Genomic DNA, 23,383 nt, shown 5'->3' with positions numbered 1-23,383 from the left:
AATGAATCGAATTACATTATTCATTTCCAATACGATGCTGCTATTCTAAATCCTATACATTCATCTTTCGCTTCAGGAAAAATCGCATACCTCTTAGATACTGTACAATGGATAGCACCATTATGATGACATCCGCCTCTTAATACTCTGTCTTCACTTTCATGCATGCAAGGTGTGCCATCTGTTGGTATCAAACTAATATCTCTTTGAAAAGAATCCTGACACCATTCCCATAAATTACCACACATGTCAAAAATGCCTAATTGGTTTCCTATCTTCAGTCCTACTATGTGTGTCTCAGTACCTTTTTCATGATTTTTTAGTTTTGTAATTATTTCCGGGTCGGTATATTTTCCACTGTTCATTTCATACCAAGCCACTTCATTTATATCATTGCTGCCGCTAAATAGAAAATCATCTTTCCAATGAGAGCCGCCTCTAGCTGCATATTCCCATTCTGTTTCTGTAGGCAAGCGAAATATCAAATTATATTTATCACCAAATTCAAGATTCAATTTGTGTAAAAAACCATTTATTTGAGTGATGTTGTTAAAAGAAACATTTTCTACTGGTCTATTTGGGCAAACAAAATGTGAGGGGTTATTGCCCATAATGTATTCCCACATTTGCTGAGTTATCTGGAATTTGGAAATAAAAAAATCATTGATATGAATGTCTGTTTTTTCACTTGCACCAAACAAATAGGTACTATCTCCTGTTCCTTTTAAAAAAACCATAGGGAAACTATAAATGACTTCGGGAAAGTAAATGTCAAAACTCTTCATGGTTATAGTATTTTGATGACTGTTTAAAGTGACGCACAACGTTCGTGTATGCGCAGTTTAAATTTACCTTTCAAAATTATTAATCAAATTTAAATTGCGCATACACATTGTTGGCAGTAGTTGAGCCTTTCTCCTCACTTGGTAGGTCGTGCAGCCAAGGAAATACGTGTTTTAGAACTTTGCCAAATAAAAAACGCTCCCCGTTTCCGAGTTAATTATAATTAAATTAAGCAAGTCTACAAATAAGTTAATCCTTGACGCAACGAACAGAAAAACCAGTTACCTTATTGAAAGTACCTCCGTAGACCACACCATCTGAGCTATTCATGTGGCGATGAAAAGCATCGCCTGTATCCTTTTCCGTAGAACTCCACCAACCACCGTGGGTATTGATTAAGTCGAATTTCCCACCAGAGTCACGGAAACCGCCCCGAAGAGCTGAAAACCCACTTTCATTGGTACCATTTCCATTTTCTTCCCATCCACTTGTACGTTTCATTTTGGTTCCAGCTGCAGCTTCTCCTCCCAGATAATCCGTAAGGGCTGTCCATTCATCATCTGAGGGAACTTTCCATCCATCAGGTGCTAACCCCCTCGGGTCGTTTATTGCATACCAATTGTATATTTTGTGATACTTATCACCATTTGCAGGGTCGTTGTTATAATAGCACCAGGCAGGTTGTTTATTCTCTCCTGCGAGTAGCCATTCGGCCTCAGTTTTTGCTTCAGGTATAGAGTCGCCATTCCGAAACTTGTCAACATTAAGGTTTTCAGACATCCATACTTGGTTGCCAATGGTCACGGTTTGGGTATGAGCAATACTTACCAAAACGAAGCAGAATTGAAGAATTAAAGCGAATTTTTTCATTGTTTAAATGTACTTAAGATTGAGGAAAAATGTAGTTAAGTTTGGTCTAGCCCCCTATTACTGCCAACGTTTGGCTTGCTGCCGTGCCGCCGTGCGTTAGCTTTGTGGACTGGCTGTTCGGCGGCATGGACAGCAAGCCGTTGTTATCTGCATTTTATTTTGGGGCTACTCCTTTCAGTTTCCATAAAAAATACCCCTTTTTGTCTTTCAACTCATTATTGGCTTTTAAACCTTCTATACGCTCCATAATGAAACCAATTACACTTGTTGCAAGACCCGTTGGAATTGTGTAATTCGGGAGACCGCGGTACATAGAAGCATTTACACCCAGAAATCCTGTAAGAACCCCCAACTTTCTTAACGCACCAATATTATTCATTCTTTTCACAGTCTTTTCTATGTTATTTAATTCATCGTCAATTTTGTTTCTCTGAATATATTTCACCTCATGTGCAAAATTTTCAGTTCCAAAATTTGATTTTAGACTATTTATTGATTGCAAGAGACCGGAACTAAATGTTGCAAATTCTTCATAATAATCTTCTTTAACTTTCGAAAGCGTCTCAATATCTATGTTATCTAAAAAGGGGAGTTTTAAGGAAAGAAGAGCCAAAAGTTTATCATTTGCAAGCCATTCCCAAGTGCTATCAACATTATGATAAAATGTATCATCAAAACAAGGCATTGAATTGAAATAATCTGGAACAGACAATCCCTTGTTTAAAAATTCAAGTTCCATTTCAAATGTTGGTATGAATGGGGCATAAACTATTTTGCCAGTTTTTAAATATTCTCTGCCACTTGAAAAAATCCAGTCTTTAAAGTTTTGTGGTATTTGATTGAATGCCCAAGCCGCATAAGCAACATACAAACCATTGTTTAACATCTTAGTAGAAGATGACCATTGCAAAGGCGGTCTATAATTTAGCGTTAAAGGCGATGGTCTTAGGGTTTTCAATTCCTCGATAACTTCGTCAAAGTATCCGGGCTTGTAGTTGCCGTCCGCTGGCATAGGTATTTCTCCCAAAGTATCTTCTTCTGGCACCCATTTTCTTGTATCTCTTACAACTAAGGTGTCAGCAACCAAGAACAGTTTTTTTGATAATTTCTCGAATTGTTCAAAACTGCTCACATTAACTATCAACTTTAATCCGTCATGTTTTGTCAATGCGGCGGATAATGCGTTATTGTTTGCCATGTACCAAAATTCAATCAGCCCTGCCGCATCATCTGGGTCTCGGTCTATAAAATCAAACAAATCGGATTGAATTTTTGAGATTAGCATATTTTATTTTTTTCTTCTGTTGCAGATAACATTTATAAAAGTATCCGACAGCCCACAAAAAAAGGGCTATGCTCCACGTTACTCTTATAGGGCTGTCGGTATACTTTTATGTTGACCGACAAGCAGGTGGTAGTATCTAAGGTGTAAAGTATGGATGCATGATGTAGCTTAAGGTGGTGAGTTGTTATCATTTTTATTGGGTGTTGATGGGTTGTAGGCAATTTTAATTCATTTGAATGTTAAATTTATGATTTTTTACCTTGTAATTTACGTATTTGATTACAATTTTTGATTTTTAGAAATAGATTGCACTAGCAAGCTGCCTTGCATATTAGAGGGTGTTGCTCTGGTCATCTTCTCGCCAATTATGAATCATCTTTAAAACACACTGCAACCAAGATCAGTGACAATTTTTGACAATGAGGGCACTGGTTATACCATATGTTATTCTTTTCTAATAATCTCACATGCCAAGGGACTTTTACTTTTGCAGGATGATAAGGGAGATTTAAATAGTAAGAAATCTCTTCGATATTAGCTTTACGATTTCTATTACTGAGATAACCATAACTGCGGATTTTAGTAAAATATTTAGGTAAAATATGTTGTTCAAACCTGCGGATAAACTCATTAGCCCCGAGTTCCATTTCTTTCACTTGACCCTCTGCTGTATAGTCTTTATAATCAAATGTTACAGTATCAGAATTAATTTCGATTTTTTTGATTCTATTGTTAGTGATGGCTACCTTATGTGTATACCTTCCGAGATATTCGATGACTTGTTGAGGCCCACCGAACGGTTTTTTTGCATAGACCACCCAATCTTTAGAGTATAAGGGACTTATAAACTCCTGGATATCTAAGTGAAATGGCACTGTTACATCTTGGTTAGCAATTAACTTCTTCAATCCGTGCAGATATTTTGCTCTGAACACAATTGCCATAGCTTTTACCGGGAAAAGAAAATCATCCTTGTTTCGTACTGCGTTTTTCCATATCATTCCGTCTTTGGTTTTTATCATACCACCTCCACTAACTATGCAATGAAGATGGGGATGAAAGCTAAGTTGCTGTCCCCAGGTATGCAAAACAGCCAGAATGCCAGGAATAGCCCCTAAATGCTTTGGGTTCTTTGCAAAATCAAGGAGTGTTTCGGCAGTCGCATCAAAGAGCAGCTTGTAAAGTACTTTACGATTACCCAATATTATACTATTTAGTTCATGTGGTAAAGTGAATACTATATGGTAGTAGCTAATCGGTAATAACTCACTTCTCCGATCATCAACCCACTGTTCTTTTTGCATCGAACCACAAGCAGGGCAGTGGCGGTTTCGGCAACTGTGGTACTGGTATTTTAATTTCATGCAGTCGTTATTGTTGCATTTATACAAGTGGTAGCCAAGTTGTGCAGTCCTGCAACTCTTAAGTTGGTTGAGGACATGCTCGACATGAGGATTTTGAATGAGTATGATATTTATTTAATATGGACTGAACAGTGGCTACCTTTGGGCTGGTAGCAGTATTCATGGCGTTTGGTCGGGCTTTTTTATTAATATGGGAGATCATTGCATCAAACGGATTCATGATTTGATTTAGACGCTTACTACTCAAATGTAGGTATTGAGTAGTTTGAGATAGATGACTATGGCCCATCATCTCCTGTACGACTTGCAAATCTGCACCGTTATCTACCAGATGTGTAGCGAAACTATGCCTTAGTGTATGAACCGTATAATTTTTACCTCCTAATCCGATTTTTGCTAATGTCTTTTGAAGAATAACCTGAATAGACCGAACTGAATATTTGCTAGCAGTTCTATAGCCATTAAATAAATAATTAACAGGTTTGTAATATAAATAATACGTTCGAAGCTGGTCCAAAACTAATGGTGATAAGGGTACAAATCTGTCTTTTTTTCCTTTTCCATTCACAATTTTTATCCGCATGAGCTTACTGTCTATATCGATAAGTTTAAGGTTGGTAATTTCACTCACACGCATTCCTGTACTGTATAAAAGAATGATCAACGTTTTGTGTTTAACATTTTTTATTGTGGAAATAACATTAAAAACTTCCTGTTCTTCCATAACAGGAGGCAGCTTGTGACTATGAGCCGCAAATAATATACTTGGTATTTTGTAAGGTTTATTCTGAACTTGCCTGAAAAAGAAAGCAAAACTATTGGCTGCCATTTTTGATTTGACCCTGCTACAACCTAGCGTTTTATTCAGATAAATGAGATAATTAAGCGAGTCTTCATAGGTAATTTGAGACGGCCTGACATCTCCATAATAGCTAAAAAGGTATCGAAGTTCACTTAAATAACTTCGAATGGTTCCGGGGCCATATTCACCTAGATTTAAAGGTCTTTGGTGCGTTGCAATGCATTGATTGCATACTGCGATAAAGTTTTTTTTCTTGCATAATATTAAATTTTTAGCTTAACAAGATAAGCCAAAATTTAAGGCAAAACCCGTTGCGAAGCAATGTTGGTTCAACGATTTGCAGATTTGCGATGGGCGGGATTTTTACAACTGAACTTTATGCGGAGCACAGAACTTTCGGCTACCACTAAACTGTCTGCGGAGCACGTAACCCCGCCTATTGCAAATGTGCTGTTATGCCCAGTTTTTCTTTCTTCCGTCATAGTTGTTGTCGCAATATGTTGTTTAGTTCGTCTGCTTTATTGAGTGTCATTAAGTGTCCACCGTTTTTAATTGTCGAGTTGCAATTTACAAACTTAATAGGTAAAATTCTGTCGCTTGTTCCATGAATATGAAATATGTTTTTGGTCTGCGTTTGGTTTGTCCACCGTGCAACTTTGTCAATTGCCCAATTCAAAAAAGTCAGATCGGTGTCGATAAGAATTTGTTTTAAAAGCTGTTTGTCAAACGTTGATGTTGTCCCGAAAAACCAGTTTGTAATATGGTTTGAACTTTTTAAAAGTCGGGTCGGCAAAAGTTTGTGAAGTCCAAGTTGTCCAGCGAAACGATAATAAAATGGAATTTCACTTTTTGTCTTGGCTGATGCAATTAAAATTACTTTCTCGGTGTCAATTTGTTTAGCCACTTCAACTGCAACCAGTCCACCGAATGAAAGTCCGATTAGAGTTGGTTTTGTTGTCGAGATTTGGTCAAGAAGTCGTGTTGCGTAATTTTCAATTGTTTCGCTGTCCTGTGGAATAATCCACTTTACAAAAGTTGTCGAGAAGCCAGAAAAGTCAAGTCGTTGAAAAACTCTTTCGTCTGCTCCAAGTCCGCTAAATATGTAAAGTTCCTTTGCCAAGTTTTTGTCTTAATGCGTTACTTTATTTGTCAATTTGCCATTTTCAAAGTAAAGGTCCAGTTTTTTTGAACCGTCTAAATTAAATTGTTCCCAATGTCCGTTTGGCAGTCCATTTTTAATTGTAAAAGTTCCTTTAACGTTTCCGTTTTCGTGAAAATAAAAGGTGTCTGTTCCTGTATAGAATTTAGTTGCGTGTTCTTCACAGTCACCGTAATAGTATTTTCCATTTTTTTCTATTACCATTTCATTTAATACTATTTCGTCCTTGTCCATTTGTCGTCCACAACCAAAAAGGCTCAATAATAAAAGTGTAAATGTCAGTCTATTTAGTGTCGTCATAAAATTGGGCATAACATTTATAAAAGTATCCGACAGCCCACAAAAAAAGGGCTATGCTCCACGTTACTCTTATAGGGCTGTCGGTATACTTTTATGTTGACCGACAAGCAGGTGGTAGTATCTAAGGTGTAAAGTATGGATGCATGATGTAGCTTAAGGTGGTGAGTTGTTATCATTTTTATTGGGGGTTGATGGGTTGTAGGCAATTTTAAGGTTCATCGCAATAACAAGTACTTTTTTAAAAACCAGAAAATCAATATCTTAGAGTAAAAAAAGCTATGGATTCAAAAATATTGGAATTAGGATATGGCATAAAAGGGTTGATATTACAAAAGTTGAAGAGGACAATGGATATATCGGAATACATATAGAAACCAAGAAGGGCAATTTGAAATGTGGAGAATGTGGTAGTCGGAATGTGATAAAACGAGGCTATACAATTCGGGAGTTCAGGGATGTTCCGATTGGCCTAAGAGCTGTGCGACTAATAGCAAAGGTGTATCGACTGGAATGTAAGAATTGTCTGAAACTAAGACAGGAGAAACTATCCTTTGCTGAGAAAAAAAAACTATACGAATAACGTAAAGAATCTATGTTTGAGTTTATTGAGTTGTATGACGATAGAAGATGTATCAAACTACACAGGACTGCACTGGCATACGATTAAAAAAAATGGATAAGGAGTATCTGAAAAGACGGTACAGGAAAATGGATTTTAGAAGAGTTAAATATATAGCGATAGATGAATTCGCGGTGAGCAAAGGTCACCAATACATGACAGTAGTAATGGACCTGGAAACGAAACGAGCCTTATATGTCAAAAAAGGCAAAGATGGAGCTAGTCTGAGGGAGTTTTGGAAGGAAATCAAGAAGCAAAAAGTCAAAATAAAGGCAGTAGCAATAGATATGAGTCCTGCCTATATCAAATCGGTCACAGATCATATAGGGTATGACAAAATAGTATTCGATTGGTTTCATATCAAAAAGAAAATAAATTTTGAAATAGATGAGTTACGGCGAGAGATGTACAATGAGGAAAAGAGGCTTGGTATCCGCCAAGTAATGAAGGGCAGTAGATGGCTATTATTAAAGAATTCAGAAAACCTAAATGCCGAAAAGATGAGAAGCAGAAATTGGAAAAGGTGCTACAAATGAATAAGCCATTGGCCACAATGTACTATATGAAAGAAGAATTAACAACCATGTGGTGGTTGGGTGGAAAAGCAAAATCTGAAGCATACTTGCAAACCTGGGTTCTCAGGGCTATAAATAGCGGAATTAAGCAGCTGATAAAAAGTTGGAAATATGATAGGCTCGTTTAGAACAGCAATCTTAAGATGGTTTGATTTTTGATATTAGTTTATCAACTGGACCGCTAGAAGGATTTAATAACAAAATCAAAGTACTAAAAAGAAAAGCTTATGGTTATCGAGATATTGATTACTTCGGATTGAAAATATTTGATTTGCATAATTATCGGTTGAAGTATGCATTAATGCGATGAACCAATTTTAATTCATTTGAATGTTAAATTTATGATTTTTTACCTTGTAATTTACGTATTTGATTACAATTTTTGATTTTTAGAAATAGATTGCACTAGCAAGCTGCCTTGCATATTAGAGGGTGTTGCTCTGGTCATCTTCTCGCCAATTATGAATCATCTTTAAAACACACTGCAACCAAGATCAGTGACAATTTTTGACAATGAGGGCACTGGTTATACCATATGTTATTCTTTTCTAATAATCTCACATGCCAAGGGACTTTTACTTTTGCAGGATGATAAGGGAGATTTAAATAGTAAGAAATCTCTTCGATATTAGCTTTACGATTTCTATTACTGAGATAACCATAACTGCGGATTTTAGTAAAATATTTAGGTAAAATATGTTGTTCAAACCTGCGGATAAACTCATTAGCCCCGAGTTCCATTTCTTTCACTTGACCCTCTGCTGTATAGTCTTTATAATCAAATGTTACAGTATCAGAATTAATATCGATTTTTTTGATTCTATTGTTAGTGATGGCTACCTTATGTGTATACCTTCCGAGATATTCGATGACTTGTTGAGGCCCACCGAACGGTTTTTTTGCATAGACCACCCAATCTTTAGAGTATAAGGGACTTATAAACTCCTGGATATCTAAGTGAAATGGCACTGTTACATCTTGGTTAGCAATTAACTTCTTCAATCCGTGCAGATATTTTGCTCTGAACACAATTGCCATAGCTTTTACCGGGAAAAGAAAATCATCCTTGTTTCGTACTGCGTTTTTCCATATCATTCCGTCTTTGGTTTTTATCATACCACCTCCACTAACTATGCAATGAAGATGGGGATGAAAGCTAAGTTGCTGTCCCCAGGTATGCAAAACAGCCAGAATGCCAGGAATAGCCCCTAAATGCTTTGGGTTCTTTGCAAAATCAAGGAGTGTTTCGGCAGTCGCATCAAAGAGCAGCTTGTAAAGTACTTTACGATTACCCAATATTATACTATTTAGTTCATGTGGTAAAGTGAATACTATATGGTAGTAGCTAATCGGTAATAACTCACTTCTCCGATCATCAACCCACTGTTCTTTTTGCATCGAACCACAAGCAGGGCAGTGGCGGTTTCGGCAACTGTGGTACTGGTATTTTAATTTCATGCAGTCGTTATTGTTGCATTTATACAAGTGGTAGCCAAGTTGTGCAGTCCTGCAACTCTTAAGTTGGTTGAGGACATGCTCGACATGAGGATTTTTTGAATGAGTATGATATTTATTTAATATGGACTGAACAGTGGCTACCTTTGGGCTGGTAGCAGTATTCATGGCGTTTGGTCGGGCTTTTTATTAATATGGGAGATCATTGCATCAAACGGATTCATGATTTGATTTAGACGCTTACTACTCAAATGTAGGTATTGAGTAGTTTGAGATAGATGACTATGGCCCATCATCTCCTGTACGACTTGCAAATCTGCACCGTTATCTACCAGATGTGTAGCGAAACTATGCCTTAGTGTATGAACCGTATAATTTTTACCTCCTAATCCGATTTTTGCTAATGTCTTTTGAAGAATAACCTGAATAGACCGAACTGAATATTTGCTAGCAGTTCTATAGCCATTAAATAAATAATTAACAGGTTTGTAATATAAATAATACGTTCGAAGCTGGTCCAAAACTAATGGTGATAAGGGTACAAATCTGTCTTTTTTTCCTTTTCCATTCACAATTTTTATCCGCATGAGCTTACTGTCTATATCGATAAGTTTAAGGTTGGTAATTTCACTCACACGCATTCCTGTACTGTATAAAAGAATGATCAACGTTTTGTGTTTAACATTTTTTATTGTGGAAATAACATTAAAAACTTCCTGTTCTTCCATAACAGGAGGCAGCTTGTGACTATGAGCCGCAAATAATATACTTGGTATTTTGTAAGGTTTATTCTGAACTTGCCTGAAAAAGAAAGCAAAACTATTGGCTGCCATTTTTGATTTGACCCTGCTACAACCTAGCGTTTTATTCAGATAAATGAGATAATTAAGCGAGTCTTCATAGGTAATTTGAGACGGCCTGACATCTCCATAATAGCTAAAAAGGTATCGAAGTTCACTTAAATAACTTCGAATGGTTCCGGGGCCATATTCACCTAGATTTAAAAGGTCTTTGGTGCGTTGCAATGCATTGATTGCATACTGCGATAAAGTTTTTTTTCTTGCATAATATTAAATTTTTAGCTTAACAAGATAAGCCAAAATTTAAGGCAAAACCCGTTGCGAAGCAATGTTGGTTCAACATTTGCGTTTACGAATGTTTACTGCGTATATTTCCTTATATCTACCAAATTTAGTTAATATTTAGTCTGTCTAGCGGACTTTGCATACGAAATTTATTGGTATCAGTAAGATGAGTATAGATTTCAGTTGTTTTGGGAGAACTATGACCCAGAGCTGCCTGAATATTGCGCAGGTCTACTCCCGCTTCCAGCAAGTGGGTGGCATATGAATGCCTTAAAGTATGCACTGTGGCGTAAGCATCGACTTTGGCTCTCTCCAGGGACTGGTGAAAAACGGCTTGGATACTCCGTACGCTGTATTGGCCACCTTCCTGTCCTTCAAAATACCAGTATTGGCAGGGATACAGCTTTTCATACTCCATTAAAACAGTTTTGAGTTTGACAGGAAAAAACACGTACCTGTCTTTTTTGCCTTTTCCAGCTTTAATAAATAATCGATTTTGATTCCAGTCCACATCTGCTTTTCTCAGGTGAACTACTTCACTTATACGCAATCCACAGGCATAGATCATGCTTAGTATAGATTTGTGTTTAAGGTTGGTATTGGCATTGATTAGGGCGGTTACTTCTTCCTGACTTAGGGTACCGGGTAATTTGAACCCCTTCCGTGGCCGGATTTCCCAAAATGCTCTTGGTTCATGCCTGATCTTCTCAAAATAGAACTTCAACGCATTGATTATGGTATTTTGATAGGCCTCTGACCACTTATTTTTATCTAATTGTGTTCGGATCCAACCTTTAAAGTCTTCCAAGGTCCAATCTTTTGGATGTAATGATATACAATGGTATAGAAAATATCGAAAGGAGTTGCAATAGGTCTTGATTGTATTCAAGCTATATCGCAGGACATATAATTGAGTATAATACCGATCATACTCCAGCTGGAGATGATCTGGTAGAGCAGGCATACTTTTTTTTTGGTGAAAGGTTTGCCCATTTGTTTTAATTATTTGGTACTGGTTCAAGGAAGACAGGCACTGCTGCCATATCTTAATATCATAGGGGATGCACCAACTTTTGTTCGCAGGGCTCCAGTGACTGTGGGGTATTTTTCTGATTAGTGCATTACATTCCTGATCAAATCTTTCTGTACGCAATCCGATCATTTTTTGTTGATTAATTTCTATGGGGAAAGCAAAAATTTTCATAATTCAGTATTATAATGAGTAAATTTATTATAAAATACTAAATTAGGTAATGATTAAAATGTTAATGGCCAATGTTTTATAAAATTAAAATTCATTAAACGATTAATAACGGATAAATATCGGATATGAATAAGTTATGCATACAATGCGGTCAGTCTGTGAGAGGCAGATCGGATAAAATGTTCTGCAGCATGAGCTGCAAAAATGACTACAATTATAAAAACAGGGCTACGACCAAGTCAGATGTAAAAACCATCGATGATCTACTCCATCGAAACCGTATTATATTAATGACACTGATGGGCGACTCCAAAAAGGAAACTTTTGATAAAATGATATTGACCCGCGCTAAATTCAGATTTGAATTTCACACCGGCCATTATATCAACAAAGAAGGAAAAACCTATTGGTTAGTATATGACTATGCCTGGATGGCATTTTCAGATCAGAAGATATTGGTGGTCAGGAAAAGCATGTAGTAAGCGTTGGAGGGAAATGCAAAGCACATCTTTATATTTCACCCAGAGCGGATCTATAATCGCCTGTAAATTAATACGATAAACAAATAGTTGCCATCATGGTGCAGATACCCTTTGATTTATGGCTAAGCGGATTACGCCGGCTACTTGATGATTATAATCTTTAGTGTAAGGCAGCACGGATAGGCAGCCCCTGTATGATGTTGCCTTCCTGCTCTACCCACCAGGCCAACCTCGCATATACCTCCTCCGACGGAAAATAATTGAGGGCCATTTTGACATATATATTGCCATGTTTGGCTTCTGATACCCAGAGCATTTTGTAAAACCGCTTTAGCTCCGGGTCAATGAGGTTTTCTTCAATGAGGCGGAACCTTTCTGCACCTCTCATTTCGACGAGGGAGCCGATCAGCAGCCTGTCCAGGAATCGCTGCATGACCGGTGTTTTCATCAAAGCTAACAAGGATTTGATATATGGGTCTTCCGGCATGGATGACAACAGGGAAACTCCCCTCGACCGCATGATCTCAAAGACTTGTTTAAAATGATCCAGCTCCTCCAGCGCGGTATCGATGAGGTCCGGGATGATCTCGTTGCGATCAGGATATTTTGCCACCATACTTAAGGCCATGGCACTGGCCTTGCGTTCGCAATCAGCATGGTCTTGAAGAAAAGTATCAAAATGCTCCAATACTTTTTCTACCCAGGCGGTTGGACTGGGTATAGCTACATCCAGGCTCAGCTTCATGAACTTCTAAATAGCAGGTAGATCAGTACAAATAGGGCCACCGTGATAAGGCCTACTATCACAAAGAAATTTTTTAATTGTTTAGGTTCGCTTTTTTTAGCGGATTTTGATTTAGATCTTGATGTCATAATTTGTGATGATAATAGTGATTGATCACTCCAAATCTAAAGAAATAACCGGAAAAATTATTCTGTTTTTGCGTACTCCCAGGTATTGAGATCAAACGGAAGCCAAACTAACTAACAGGATTGTCTTTTTCGCCAGAGCCAGCCTCCCGGGAGGCTCAACCGTTGTTTAACCAGGGCTTGAAAGAAGATAAAGGGATTTTTTTCATCATTTCGTAAAATTCATTGATTCGGGGATCGACCAGGATATCATTGGGCCGCAGGGGTTTGCTGAGCACGACCCCGCCTAGCGTGCGACATCGCGATAGTGCCACGTAGGTCTGTCCATACTCAAAGGCACCATGACCAAGATCTATATGGATATGATCAAATGTTTTGCCCTGACTTTTGTGGATGGTGATGGCCCAGGCTAGTTTGATAGGGTAGTGCCGAAAGGTTCCGATGACTTCTGTCTCCAGTTCTTTTTCTTTATTGAGTTTATATTTGATGATATGCCATTCGAAAGGAAATAATTCGATGGTTTTAGTGGAGCCTTGCCTGTCGAGCTCTACCAGGATCTTTTCTTTACTTAGTGAGGCAATTTTGCCAATACTGCCGTTTACAAAGGCTTTAGAAGGATCATTGCGAACAAACATGACCTGGGCGCCTTCTTTAAGTATCAGCACAGGATCGGTCGGGTAGCTGGATTTATTAAACTCTCCTTCGATCTCTGCATGGTATGTAAAGATTGGCAGGTCGATAGCCTGCAATCGGAGTGTATTGATGCGATCTGCGATAGCATTGGTCGTAGATAAGGTGATGACATATTGATCTGTAAGACTTTTATTATGTGCCCGCTGGTTGATTTCTTCCAGATCATCATAATCAAACTGGCGTGTACGGATGCGATCAAGTAACTGAATAAAATTATATTCTTCCTGGCGATATACATGATGGAGTTCAATCATCTTTACATCAAAATGATCTCCAAATACCTGTGCAGAATAGAAATAAGGTGTTTCATATTTTTGCTGGAGCGCCTCCCGCTCTGACGAAGAGGAAAGGACCGGAGGTAATTGGTAAAGGTCTCCAAAAAAGATCATTTGGACACCTCCGAAAGGCTCCTCACTGCCTCTGTTGATTCGTAAAAAATAATCTATCTGATCCAGCATGTCGGCTCTCACCATAGATATTTCGTCTATGACGAGCGTCACCAACCTTTCGTACAATTGATGTTTTAAAACCCGATGGATCTGCGATCGATGAAGCGGATAGGAAAGGAACCCAAAAAAACTATGGATGATCTGACCTCTAACATTTAAAGCTGCGATCCCGGTTGGGGCTATGACTGCAATTTTTTTGCGGGTAGTATCTTTAAAAAGTTGCAGGAGGGTAGATTTGCCGGTGCCTGCTTTGCCGGTGATAAAATAGGAGTCATCAGTCTGCTCGAGTATAGAAAGGCAATTTCTGAAATCAGCGGTGAGTGCTAAGGGTTCGAATCTTGTCGAAGACAAAATAGGTTAAATATTTTAGGTAAAGATATACAGATAATTATGGATGTTAATAGATCTTTGCTTCGCAAAATATACCAATAACATACTATCCATGTCTGAGATCAAACCATTTGCGTTTAAACAATTTAAGATACATCAGGACAAAGTCCCGATGAAGGTTGGTACCGATGGTGTCCTCGTCGGCGCCTGGGCAGACCTCACCGCTATTACACAAGTCCTGGATATCGGCACCGGTTCGGGGTTGATCGCACTAATGATGGCGCAGAGACTTCCTTCGACTGCCAGGGTCCATGCCATCGATGTGGATGAAAAAGCCATCTTGCAGGCAAAGGATAATTTTGATGCTTCTCCCTGGCCTTCAAAAATGGAGGTATATCACCAATCTATACAAGATTTTGCCAGGGCCACCGACCACCGTTTTGATTTGATCATCAGCAATCCTCCTTTTTTTACCGGAGGTATGCTATCGGGCAGGACACCACGCGATGAAGCCAGGCATACGATAAAATTGCCTCACGGGGACTTATTGTGGGCTGTAAGTAAATTGTTAAAGCCGGATGGTCATCTTGCCATTATCCTTCCCTATCTGCAAGGCCTCCGTTTTATAGAGATATCTGAGTCCTACAAATTGTATCCACGCCGCATCACCGAAGTCAAATCAAAGCCTGAAAAATCAATAGAACGATTATTGATTCAATTTGGCAGGCAGCGGACAGTGACAGTTATGGAGGAATTATTGATCCACAACCACGAAAACGAATATTCAGAACAATATAAATCCATCACAAAAGACTTCTACCTGAACTTCTAACCAGGTCCATTAAATCTCAATATGTTTAGATCCATACCATCTCTTGCCGGAAGCAATATCTATGAATTGAATGTGCGGCAATATACTGCAGCAGGAACATTTCAAGCCCTGAAGCCCCATCTGCCCAGGCTCAGATCCATGGGGATCGATATCCTGTGGTTTATGCCTATCACCCCTATATCGCTGAAAGAACGGAAAGGTAGTCTGGGCAGTTATTATGCAGCAGGTGATTATACTTCGATCAATCCTGAATTTGGGACTATGGAGGATTTTGTATCCCTGGTAGATGCTGCTCATCAATTGGGATTTAAAGTGATCATCGATTGGGTAGCTAACCATACCGGCTGGGATCATACCTGGACGCGATCACATCCTGAATATTATGTCAGAAATCAACAAGGTTCTTTTTATGAAAAAAATGGCTGGGAAGATGTGATAGACCTGGATCATCAGAATCCACTCATGCAGGATGCTATGATCGATGCTATGAAATATTGGGTAGAAAAGGCCGGTATCGATGGATTTCGCTGCGATATGGCTATGCTGGTGCCGCTGGAGTTTTGGATTAAAGCCAGGGGCACACTGGATGGCATCAGGCCTTTGATTTGGCTGGCAGAATGTGAAGATCAACGATATTTTGAGGCGTTCGATATGCTGTATGCCTGGGAGTGGATGCATCTCACCCGTTCTGTCGCACATGGAGGTCATCGAAGTAGTTTAGAAGGGTTGCTGGCTAAATACAAACAATACACGGTGGACCATAAAAGGCAATTGTTTTTCACTTCTAATCATGATGAAAATAGTTGGAATGGAACCGAATATGAGCGCTATGGTGCCCTGGCCAAATCTTTTGCCGCCCTATCCATCCTGATACCGATAGGCATACCGTTGATCTATGCTGGACAAGAACTGCCTTTGATGCATAGATTGAAGTTTTTTGACAAAGACTGTATACCTTTTGATGATGGTGAAATGGCTTTGCATTCTTTTTACCAATGTTTGCTACTATTGAGAGCTAACAATCCGATATTTTCTTCCATGGCTCAGGATCAGGATTGGGCGATAAATACGCTGACAGAAGATGATCAGGTATTCACAATGCACCTGGGCAAGGGAAAGCACCACGAAGTCATTGTATTAATGAATTTGAGTGCAGAAAACAAAGAAATAAACTTAAATAATAAAAAGTTGGGTGACCGTTATAAAAATGTTTTTACCCAACAGGAATTTTATCCAAATACAGCCCAATATATGATACTGAGCGGGGCTGGCATAAATGTCTATGAAAGATCAGACAGTCATTAAACGACAGAGCTGGAATCGTGCTCTATCAGTTCTTTGGCCAGATTTAAAATAGAAGTGTCCTCTAATTCTACAATGCCTCCATTCGGTCCGGGTTGAATATGCTGATCTATAATTTTACCATCTACAAACTTTTTGGCACCAAAATAATTTCTGACGGTCTGTTCGTCCAGATTGAGATCATGTGCAATTTTTGATACTCCACCGGTAGGCAGCATGTGCTTAATCTGGCGCAATTCTTCAAATGTGATGTGCATAATGAAATGGATTTAATGAAAAAAAAATTTACCTAAATATAGTGCACTTTAAATGCGAAAGCAAGAAATGAATATCAAATTAACAAATTTTAGTATACAATTATACATTATCCTCAGGGAGCAAGCACGGTTTCGACCGGATCGTAGGGAAGTCCGAAAGCATCGGCGACTCCCTGGTAGACTACCTTGCCTTCTACGATATTAAGCCCTCTTCTCAAGCCCAGATTGTCGATACAAGCTCGATTCCAGCCTTTATTGGCTAACTCAATGGCATAGGGCAGGGTAGCGTTGGTCAAAGCTATGGTTGAGGTGTAGGGTACGGCTCCGGGCATATTGGCCACGCAATAGTGCACAATACCATCGATGAGATAGATTGGATCGTCGTGGGTGGTAGGCTTGCAGGTCTCGATGCATCCGCCCTGATCTACAGCTACATCGACCAAGACAGTCCCTTGTCTCATCAGTCCGAGCATATCCCTGGTGATCAGGTGGGGCGCTTTGGCCCCTGGTATGAGTACAGCTCCGACTATCAGGTCATGATCGGGGATGAGACGACGGATATTGTACTCATTGCTATACATAGTGGTGACATTGGCAGGTAAAATGTCTTCGAGGTAACGCAGCCGGTTGAGGTTGACATCCAGGATAGTGACCTGGGCGCCTAATCCTGCGGCCATCTTAGCAGCCTGGGTACCTACAATACCTCCTCCCAGGATCAGAACCCTGGCAGGGGGTACACCGGGAACTCCACCTAGCAGAACTCCTCTGCCCTTGGAAGGTTTTTCCAGATACTTGGCGCCCTGCTGAATAGACATGCGGCCTGCTACCTCTGACATCGGTACCAGGAGAGGGAGAGACCTATCAGGAGCCTCGACCGTCTCATAAGCCAGGCAGGTCGCTTTATTTTGAATCATGGCTCTGGTCAAAGCCTCGCCGGAGGCAAAATGAAAATAGGTAAATACGAGATGGTGAGACTGGATCAAGGGATATTCAAGGGCAATGGGTTCTTTCACTTTTAAAATCATCTCAGCTGCGCCATAAGTGGCCTCTATCGTAGGAAGGATGGTCGCACCTGCCTGGACATAATCGGCATCAGAATAACCACTGCCTTCTCCGGCCGAGGACTGGATGATGACTTGGTGGCCACGCTTGGTGAGCTCCATGACGCCGGCAGGAGTGACTGCGACACGGTTTTCATTGCTTTTGATTTCTTTAGGTATACCGATTTTCATATGAAGTAAATTTACTGGAGTTAAGTATGTTTTTAAGAAAGTCCCCAAATATAATTTGTCTTGAGCAAAAAAAAATTAAAAAAGAAGGCTTGCAAGGATTCTCGCAAGCCTTTTTGCTACATAAGACGGAAGCTAATTAGAAAATTCGTTTATTGAACTAAAATCATTTTTTTACTGTCTTTGAAGCCTTTTGCTGCTAATGTGTAATAGTAGATACCTGATCCGGAAAGTTGTTTGTCCAGTGTCCACTGATTAAAGCCTTTTTTGCCATTCAGATCTTGTTTGAAAATAACTTTTCCCGTCAGGTCGGTGATGACGATTTGCACTGGTTGTGCACCAGGCAACTCAAAAGAGATTCGGGTAACTGACTGGAATGGATTAGGGGTATTTTGATATAACACAAAGCGATTATCTGACTTATTGTTTTCAGATCCAAATTTCAAAGCAACCCCAAGGGCTTCTTGTCCGTCATAGGATTCAGCCCGGGTGATTCTGGAGTTGATAGTCATTTGATTGCTGAGTGTGAGGTCTTTTTTCGCTTTGACCGTGATGGAGAACAGCGCCTCATCTGCGAGAATTGAAGTTCGGTCGACTCTATTCCAACTGGTAGTCATCGCATCATTAAAAGAACCAAAGTTTCTTTGATCCATTTTAATGGCCTTTCCCTGAACCCCCAGGATTTCAAGGTCGGGGTGACTCATCGTAAACTGGAAAGCCTGGATCGAATTAAAATCATCTGCATAAAAGTTGATTTCCTTAGATTCGCCTTTTTTCAAATTTTGATCAACTAACTTAAAAGTCAACGATGCTACAGCACCCCTGGATTCTGCCCCTAAGAGTGAATGCGCTATAACCGTGTTATTGATATCTCCTGTCTTGATGCCGACAAAGTCACGATTGATCTCATCTGAACTCAAAGATGCGATATCGATTTTTTCAGGAAAATCAAATGGTGTGGCTGCATTAAATTGGAATGATTTAGGAACAAATCTCCAACTGGTATTAGAAGGAAAAGCATCATAAATATTGAGGATGACCTTTCTCAGTTCTATTAAATCGTTGGTGTTGATGTCCTTGTCATTGTTTATATCTGCAGCGACCAGGGTGTATGGATCTTTGATAGGATCCAATCCTAAAATGTGTTTTTGTATTTTTAATAAGTCGATCGTGCTCACCCCATTGGTTGGATTGTCTGATTTAGTAGGTTTCAGCACCAAATTACTGTTTAAAGGCAGGTTGGTGAATGCATAATATCCGGTCGTGCTGGTTTTGAAAGCAGGCATATAAAAACTAGCCCTGGCTTCGACATTTACTTGCTCAACAGGCTCTGCGCTTTGAGTACGGATATTTCCGGAGATACTGCTCATGATACTATTCGCATCATCACATACATCGCCACTACCATCCTGAATATTGACAAAAGTTCTGCAAAAATCCACATTGCCTGCTTCATCCCACACATAGATGTCTACTTCATTGGTGAAAGAGACCCCATTGGGTATATTTTTACAATTAAATGATTGACAACTATCTCCTTTATTCGGTCCAAAAGTAAATTTGAGATTAGCCCTCGAAGTACAATTGTCATAACTGCCTGCATCAAGATCTTTGGCCCATACCTTAATCGTACCGGTAGAAGGCATGATCACTGTAGCGATGCCATTGTAACAATAGGGTGTGGGTTTTTTACAATCTCTGACCGTAAGAGCAAAAGTAGTCGTGTCTTCATTGCCACAGTTGTCCTCCGCGATCACATGCACGAGAGATACGCCGATTTTGTGCAAAGTATTGAGTGATGATTCATTGCCACGAGACACTTTATCTATACTGCTTTTATTATAAGTTTTATTTGCAAGGTCGCTGGCACTCGGCGTTTCATCCAACTCCCATCGATAAGATATCAATCCAGGTGCAGTGCAATTATCTGAAGCACTGAAAGGAATGAATACAGACGCTAACAGACAGCTGTTGTCATAAAAACAGATAGTCGTGTCTTTAATAGTAATGGAAGGACGGATCGTATCTTTAATCAGAATGATCTGAGAGTAAGTTACAAACCCATCGCCATTGTCTTTTACATGTCGGTATACACAAGGTCTTTTCACTGCATCAGCTACTTTACGGTCATCTACGATGATGTCCTGATCACGATTATGTTGGTTGGGATCAAATTTGCACCAATCTACTATACGCCAGGTCCGAATAATCTTGTAACAAGCATCAGGCACGATATCAAATTGCTGATCTTCATAATTGACTCCTACAAGTTCACATTCATCGTCCATGATGATAGGTCTGCCGATGGCTTCAGGAGAAATGTCTTCCATATTGCCACAAAGGGTCATTTTGTCCTGAGGAAACAGAACTTCAAAGTCTGAACGATGCTTGGTAGTGATTTTTTGATCGACAGAGACTGAATTGCCGCATTTGTCTTTGGCTGTCCAGGTTCGTTTGATCCAACCATTACCACAATTGTCAAAATAGGATACATCGGTAGAATCCAGGCTGGAGAGATTCATCCAACAATTGTCCCAGATATAAAAATGGCCATTACCAGCATCAGCATTTCCAGGATTGCCATTGTGCAATATTGGAGTATCAAACTGTTGCAAAGGGTTTACTTTGCCTGCTGCATCGGTAGAATCCAGTATCAACCAGCTACGGCAGTATACCGGAGCCCAGGAGTTCATCGTAGATGGGCAGGAGATCAATCCTCCGTGCTCATCCGGATGCGCTCCACCGTAGATATTGCATCCATACCAGCCATAAAATTTGCCTGTAGGATCTATGGTATCTGCAGCATAAGCGTCATTTTCTTTAATCGATTCTATTTGATTATAGGGTATACCTTTTTCATCCGTACACATTTTATCTTTTGCGTTGTCCATAGACCAGGATTCGTCATCACATCTGGCATATTCATATCTGTCATCCTCGTCAGAAGATACATTGTCACAATACCAAAATTTGTCCTGGGGATTGATGGCCACGGGTGGCGTTTTGTCATCTACCAATACGGTGACCATACAGTCGCTATACAGTCGTTTGCTACAAGTATTGCCGGGAGCGTTAGGCGCATCTGTGCCACTGAGCGGTGCTGCTTCAAAATAAAACTCAGGGAAGCAATAAGCTGTTTCGATTGGGAGCTCAGGATATAAAATAAGCCGGGTGGAGCCTGGATATTTTGGAATCCACAATTCTTTGGGATCGGACAGAAGTGAAGACATCAAGGAGAGATGCTTGTTTCTGCAATACCAAGGAAATGTACCAGTACAAACATCCTGATTAGATTTGATTTTCAGATAGTTATGCCAAAGCATGAAGGCTGGGTAGGTATTGTAACAAAACCATGAATGAGCACCACAAGTATAGATATGGTCATCATATCTCGGCACACCACAGGCTTCGTACGCTCTAAGTATGAGTTGATTTTGATTGCATTCGGTCAGGTCTACGTAATCTTTAAAAACATAACAATTAATCCAGTTTTCAATGAATTCATCATGGAATGGTTTGTATTTCCAATAAAGTTCTTTACCACATGAATCTTCCATTTGTTTGGCATATTTGCTACGATAGTAAACTACAGAATCCATGTTGGCTACTGCAAAATGAAGAATATCGCAACAATTATCTTTACTGCCTTTGTCCAGATCAGCGGCGTATATACGGCTCCAGCATTGTTCAGGATCTATAGTCGTCTGTAAAGTTTTAATGCAAACAGGATTGGGAGGAGTCTCATCCGTAATACAAACCAGCGCTACACCCGCATAGCCGAATGGAGCCTGGTATACAATACGACTGCTTCGGCTGTCTATTATTTTGAGATCACTGTTGGTGGTATTGAAACATTCGTCCTGAGCTTGAATAAATATTGGAAAACAGTTGCGCGGCATGGTAAAATCCTCAAACCCTGCTTTAGTAAAAGGTAGATTATCACTTAAAAGATAATTGTTTGGACTGCCAGGTAAGGTCATACAATCTTTTAAAGTACCTGCTTTGGTAGTCAATGATCCATTGCGGGATGGGTCCGGATAAGTGACTGAATAAGTCTGATGATGTAATGAACAATCGTCAGTCTTGAGACTATCCAGGCAGAAGGTTGCATAACAATCGTGAGCATTGGTAGCTACGTTGAGTCTATATCCAGGGATGACCATCTCCAGTCTTCTGCCTTTCTGTCTGAATGGGATAGTGAAATTGGTTTTGACGATGGGTGCGACTTTATCTTCTACATTGATATATTGTACGCATATGGTGTCTTGTCCGGTACACCAATTGGTAAAGGTCCATTCTCTTCTTACTTTAAAGCCGTTGCCACAAACCGGAAAAATCAAGTCGTCATATCTCAATAACATTTTGCACAAGATTCCTGTGGAAGGATACATCGATACACAAGTATCAACTAAAGTGCAGACTCCATTGATAAATTTGAATACACTGTCTTTTATAAATGGAACGACTCTAAGGTTTGCAGGAATGCATTTATTGACATTGCTTTTAAAAGTGTCCCTTTTTTGGAGTTCGATAAGTTTTTCAGGGGATGGATAATTGGCATCGAATTTATTAGAGGAAAATGTGAAAGTATCAAAATTGGCAGGATCATCTTTTGATTCTTTATTGCCTGCTTTTTTACAAAGCATAATACAAGCCAGATTGATCATATCCGGGCATTTGATCAATGGGAAAGAATCTTTACGGATTCTAAGGGTATCTGTACAAGCGCCACTATTTCCCCAGGGATCGATGGTGCGAATCGTTCTAATCACTTTGCCGGTGATGCCCACAGAGTCGCAGGCATAGTCTTGCCAAATTAACTTTTCGATGATTGATTTTCCTTCTTCGGAGCAATTATCGACTACGACCTTATTGAGTTCTGAAATTTTGTTAAATTGAAAACATGAAATAGTGCTGTTTTTACAGAAAGGTTGCGGTGGTGCTTTGTCCTCGATAGTGACATATCCCCAGCAACTATTGCCTCCATTTTTTACCTGGAATACGATGGTATAACCCAGATGAGATGCATCTACTTTGTTGCTGTCCAGCTGACTGGTACCGTAAGGATGGACTATGTTTAGAGAGTACGTGCTACATGCAGGATCGGGATTTTGCAAAAAATCTTCTACATCAAATGATCGAAAACAATTATCCGAAGGAAGGGATGCATGCACATGATCATTGCAGGATAAATAGCAAGTTTGAGTGCGACCTGCATTTAAATTAAGAAATAATATACCTACAATTATTAAATAGCTGATATGACTCTTCACGGTGATTATTAATTAGTTAATTAGCGGAAAATTAGACTATACACGGCAAAAATCATGCACATTTAGCTATGTATTTGGAATATTGATTTAACTTATAAAAGCTGTGTTTAATATGAGCATTAAGGGTGCTAACAATCATATTTTTATACAATAGAATAAAGATTA

At 39.4% G+C, this 23,383-nt stretch carries 22 protein-coding genes; 7 read left to right on the top strand and 15 right to left on the bottom strand.

The window, feature by feature from the left end; all coding sequences use genetic code 11:
* Positions 1-20: 20 nt before the first annotated feature.
* The 7 genes from IPJ09_05910 to IPJ09_05880 form a co-directional block, all read right to left on the bottom strand.
* Entirely contained in the window at positions 21-785 is a 765-nt protein-coding gene (locus tag IPJ09_05910) for a formylglycine-generating enzyme family protein (GenBank protein MBK7370964.1), read from the bottom strand.
* Positions 786-1,032: 247 nt separating this feature from the next.
* Complete coding sequence (locus IPJ09_05905) at positions 1,033-1,563, bottom strand: fibrobacter succinogenes major paralogous domain-containing protein (protein MBK7370963.1); 531 nt, start codon at positions 1,561-1,563, stop codon at positions 1,033-1,035.
* A 244-nt stretch (positions 1,564-1,807) separates the two neighbouring features.
* Positions 1,808-2,938, bottom strand: a complete 1,131-nt coding sequence (locus tag IPJ09_05900) for a hypothetical protein (GenBank protein MBK7370962.1) — start codon at positions 2,936-2,938, stop codon at positions 1,808-1,810.
* 365 nt (positions 2,939-3,303) lie between these two features.
* A complete protein-coding gene (locus tag IPJ09_05895; protein MBK7370961.1) occupies positions 3,304-4,416 on the bottom strand; it encodes an IS91 family transposase in 1,113 nt (370 codons plus the stop codon).
* Positions 4,361-5,131, bottom strand: coding sequence for a tyrosine-type recombinase/integrase (locus tag IPJ09_05890; protein MBK7370960.1), 771 nt, complete (start codon positions 5,129-5,131; stop codon positions 4,361-4,363). The genes IPJ09_05895 and IPJ09_05890 overlap by 56 nt, the downstream gene beginning before the upstream one ends.
* A gap of 451 nt (positions 5,132-5,582) precedes the next feature.
* Positions 5,583-6,224: an alpha/beta hydrolase gene (locus IPJ09_05885; GenBank protein MBK7370959.1), complete on the bottom strand. Its 642-nt coding sequence runs from the start codon at positions 6,222-6,224 to the stop codon at positions 5,583-5,585.
* A 9-nt stretch (positions 6,225-6,233) separates the two neighbouring features.
* Positions 6,234-6,563 carry a hypothetical protein gene (locus IPJ09_05880; protein ID MBK7370958.1) on the bottom strand — a complete coding sequence of 110 codons (330 nt, stop codon included), beginning with the start codon at positions 6,561-6,563 and terminating at the stop codon, positions 6,234-6,236.
* A gap of 418 nt (positions 6,564-6,981) precedes the next feature.
* Between IPJ09_05880 and IPJ09_05875 the strand changes: the two genes are divergently transcribed.
* The 4 genes from IPJ09_05875 (at position 6,982) to IPJ09_05860 (ending at position 8,067) form a co-directional block, all read left to right on the top strand.
* Positions 6,982-7,143, top strand: a complete 162-nt coding sequence (locus IPJ09_05875) for a transposase family protein (GenBank protein MBK7370957.1) — start codon at positions 6,982-6,984, stop codon at positions 7,141-7,143.
* Positions 7,144-7,271: 128 nt separating this feature from the next.
* Positions 7,272-7,718 carry a transposase gene (locus IPJ09_05870; GenBank protein ID MBK7370956.1) on the top strand — a complete coding sequence of 149 codons (447 nt, stop codon included), beginning with the start codon at positions 7,272-7,274 and terminating at the stop codon, positions 7,716-7,718.
* Complete coding sequence (locus IPJ09_05865) at positions 7,706-7,885, top strand: transposase (protein MBK7370955.1); 180 nt, start codon at positions 7,706-7,708, stop codon at positions 7,883-7,885. Before IPJ09_05870 ends, IPJ09_05865 begins: the two co-directional genes overlap by 13 nt.
* A gap of 23 nt (positions 7,886-7,908) precedes the next feature.
* A complete protein-coding gene (locus IPJ09_05860; GenBank protein ID MBK7370954.1) occupies positions 7,909-8,067 on the top strand; it encodes a transposase in 159 nt (52 codons plus the stop codon).
* Between the two features lie 149 nt (positions 8,068-8,216).
* Here the strand turns inward: IPJ09_05860 and IPJ09_05855 are convergent, their stop codons facing one another.
* The 3 genes from IPJ09_05855 to IPJ09_05845 all read right to left on the bottom strand — a co-directional run bounded on the left by IPJ09_05855 (position 8,217) and on the right by IPJ09_05845 (position 11,501).
* Positions 8,217-9,380 (bottom strand): IS91 family transposase, encoded by a 1,164-nt coding sequence (locus IPJ09_05855; GenBank protein MBK7370953.1) that lies wholly within the window; start codon positions 9,378-9,380, stop codon positions 8,217-8,219.
* Entirely contained in the window at positions 9,377-10,237 is an 861-nt protein-coding gene (locus IPJ09_05850; GenBank protein MBK7370952.1) for a tyrosine-type recombinase/integrase, read from the bottom strand. Before IPJ09_05850 ends, IPJ09_05855 begins: the two co-directional genes overlap by 4 nt.
* 166 nt (positions 10,238-10,403) lie before the next feature.
* Positions 10,404-11,501 (bottom strand): tyrosine-type recombinase/integrase, encoded by a 1,098-nt coding sequence (locus IPJ09_05845; protein ID MBK7370951.1) that lies wholly within the window; start codon positions 11,499-11,501, stop codon positions 10,404-10,406.
* A gap of 125 nt (positions 11,502-11,626) precedes the next feature.
* On the opposite strand from IPJ09_05845, the gene IPJ09_05840 reads away from it, so the two are divergent.
* The gene (locus tag IPJ09_05840; protein ID MBK7370950.1) at positions 11,627-11,980 is read left to right on the top strand and encodes a hypothetical protein; all 354 of its coding nucleotides are present in this window, start codon (positions 11,627-11,629) and stop codon (positions 11,978-11,980) included.
* Between the two features lie 163 nt (positions 11,981-12,143).
* Here the strand turns inward: IPJ09_05840 and IPJ09_05835 are convergent, their stop codons facing one another.
* The gene (locus tag IPJ09_05835; GenBank protein ID MBK7370949.1) at positions 12,144-12,728 is read right to left on the bottom strand and encodes a tRNA-(ms[2]io[6]A)-hydroxylase; all 585 of its coding nucleotides are present in this window, start codon (positions 12,726-12,728) and stop codon (positions 12,144-12,146) included.
* 283 nt (positions 12,729-13,011) lie between these two features.
* A complete protein-coding gene (locus tag IPJ09_05830) occupies positions 13,012-14,346 on the bottom strand; it encodes an AAA family ATPase (protein MBK7370948.1) in 1,335 nt (444 codons plus the stop codon).
* A 91-nt stretch (positions 14,347-14,437) separates the two neighbouring features.
* On the opposite strand from IPJ09_05830, the gene IPJ09_05825 reads away from it, so the two are divergent.
* Positions 14,438-15,157 carry a methyltransferase gene (locus IPJ09_05825; GenBank protein MBK7370947.1) on the top strand — a complete coding sequence of 240 codons (720 nt, stop codon included), beginning with the start codon at positions 14,438-14,440 and terminating at the stop codon, positions 15,155-15,157.
* A 21-nt stretch (positions 15,158-15,178) separates the two neighbouring features.
* The gene (locus tag IPJ09_05820; protein MBK7370946.1) at positions 15,179-16,462 is read left to right on the top strand and encodes a 1,4-alpha-glucan branching protein; all 1,284 of its coding nucleotides are present in this window, start codon (positions 15,179-15,181) and stop codon (positions 16,460-16,462) included.
* On the opposite strand, the gene IPJ09_05815 is transcribed toward IPJ09_05820, so the two are convergent.
* From IPJ09_05815 to IPJ09_05805, 3 genes are all read right to left on the bottom strand, one after another.
* Positions 16,459-16,716 carry a DNA-binding protein gene (locus IPJ09_05815; protein ID MBK7370945.1) on the bottom strand — a complete coding sequence of 86 codons (258 nt, stop codon included), beginning with the start codon at positions 16,714-16,716 and terminating at the stop codon, positions 16,459-16,461. The two genes, IPJ09_05820 and IPJ09_05815, sit on opposite strands and share 4 nt — an antisense overlap.
* Positions 16,717-16,829: 113 nt before the next feature.
* The gene (ald, locus tag IPJ09_05810; GenBank protein MBK7370944.1) at positions 16,830-17,948 is read right to left on the bottom strand and encodes an alanine dehydrogenase; all 1,119 of its coding nucleotides are present in this window, start codon (positions 17,946-17,948) and stop codon (positions 16,830-16,832) included.
* Positions 17,949-18,097: 149 nt separating this feature from the next.
* Entirely contained in the window at positions 18,098-23,218 is a 5,121-nt protein-coding gene (locus IPJ09_05805; protein MBK7370943.1) for a T9SS type A sorting domain-containing protein, read from the bottom strand.
* Positions 23,219-23,383: the final 165 nt, after the last annotated feature.

This window comes from Saprospiraceae bacterium (assembly GCA_016709995.1).
Lineage (GTDB): Bacteria > Bacteroidota > Bacteroidia > Chitinophagales > Saprospiraceae > JADJLQ01.
This window is presented reverse-complemented; position numbering and strand designations above follow the sequence as displayed.